2 protein-coding genes are annotated in these 1,863 nt (G+C 64.1%); both read left to right on the top strand.

Annotated elements, in window-relative coordinates; translation table 11 throughout:
• On the top strand, positions 1-144 hold a 144-nt coding region (locus V7N12_RS06825; RefSeq protein WP_333713600.1), incomplete at its 5' end, for an aldehyde dehydrogenase family protein.
• Positions 144-1,802 (top strand): choline dehydrogenase, encoded by a 1,659-nt coding sequence (gene betA, locus V7N12_RS06820; protein WP_333713599.1) that lies wholly within the window; start codon positions 144-146, stop codon positions 1,800-1,802. The genes V7N12_RS06825 and betA, both read left to right, overlap by 1 nt.
• The last annotated feature ends 61 nt before the right edge of the window (positions 1,803-1,863 follow it).

Raw genomic sequence — 1,863 nt, 5'->3', positions numbered from 1 at the left:
TACAACGACGCGCCGGTCGAGGCACCCTTCGGCGGCTCGAAGCTGTCCGGCGTGGGCCGCGAAAATTCCAAGGCCGCGATCGCGCATTACAGCCAGATCAAGGGCGTCTTCGTCCGCACCGGCGATCTGGAGGCACCTTTCTGATGCAGGCCGATTACGTCATTGTCGGTGCAGGCTCTGCCGGTTGCGCCATCGCCTATCGTCTGGCCGAGGCGGGCAAGCAGGTGCTGATCATCGAATACGGCGGAACCGATATCGGGCCGCTGATCCAGATGCCTGCGGCTCTGTCCTATCCGATGAACATGAAGCAATACGACTGGGGCATGAAATCCGAACCCGAACCGCACCTGAACGGGCGGCGACTGGTGACACCGCGCGGCAAGGTGATCGGCGGGTCGTCCTCGATCAACGGCATGATCTATGTGCGCGGCCACGCCTGCGACTACGACCATTGGGCCGAAAGCGGCGCGCATGGCTGGGCCTACGCCGATGTGCTGCCCTATTTCAAACGGATGGAACACTGGCACGACGGCGGCCATGGCGGCGATCCCGCATGGCGCGGCAAGGACGGCCCCCTGCATGTCACGCGCGGCCCGCGCAAGAACCCGCTGACCCGCGCCTTCGTCGAGGCGGGCAAACAGGCCGGCTATCAGGTCACCGACGACTACAACGGCGCACAGCAGGAAGGTTTCGGCCCCTTCGATGCGACGATCTACAAGGGCTACCGCTGGTCCGCCGCCACCGCCTACCTGCGCCCTGCGCTGAAGCGTCCCAACTGCACCATCACCCGTGCGCTGGCCCGCCGCATCATCATCGAGGACGGCCGCGCCACAGGTGTCGAGGTCAGCCGTGGCAGCAAGATCGAGGTGATCAAGGCCAACAAAGAGGTGATCATCGCCGCCTCGTCGCTGAATTCGCCCAAGCTTCTGATGCTGTCGGGGATCGGCCCTGCCGAACACCTCGCCGAACACGGCATCGACGTCGTCGCCGACCGGCCCGGTGTGGGCCAGAACCTGCAGGACCACCTGGAGCTTTACATCCAGCAGGCCGCGACCAAGCCGGTGACGCTGTTCCAATACTGGAACCTGCGCGGCAAGGCGCGGATCGGGGCAGAGTGGCTTTTGTGGAAGACCGGCCTTGGCAGTTCCAACCAGTTCGAAAGCTGTGGTTTCATCCGCTCGAAGGCAGGTGTGAAATACCCCGACATCCAGTTCCACTTCCTGCCGATCGCGGTCAGCTATGATGGCAAGGTCGCGCCCGAAGGTCACGGATTTCAGGCCCATGTCGGGCCGATGCGCTCGAAATCGCGCGGGCAGGTGACGCTGCGCTCGGCCGATCCCGCCGATCTGCCGAAGATCGCTTTCAACTACATGTCCCATCCCGACGATTGGGAGGACTTCCGCACCTGTATCCGCCTGACCCGCGAGATTTTCGCCCAGCCCGCCTTCGCGGATTACCGCGGCCATGAAATCCAGCCCGGCGATGCGGCGCAAAGCGATGATGACCTTGACGCCTTCATCCGCGAACACGCCGAAAGCGCCTATCATCCCTGCGGCACCTGCCGGATGGGGGATCGCAACGATCCGATGGCCGTCGTCGATCCCGAAACCCGCGTGATCGGGGTCGAGCGCTTGCGCGTCGCCGACAGCTCGATCTTTCCGCAGGTCACGAACGGGAACACCAACGGACCGTCGATCATGGTGGGTGAAAAGGCCGCCGACCACATCCTGCAACGCAACCCCCTGCCGCCGCTGAATGACCGCCCGTGGATTCACCCCGACTGGGAAACGGCCCAACGCTGATCGGGCGCGCCGCTTGCCATTTGCGGCGCGACCTTTCAAGTTGACGGCAAACCGGTCACGG

The organism is Yoonia sp., from assembly GCF_036770585.1.
Classification (GTDB): Bacteria; Pseudomonadota; Alphaproteobacteria; order Rhodobacterales; family Rhodobacteraceae; genus Yoonia.
This window is presented reverse-complemented; position numbering and strand designations above follow the sequence as displayed.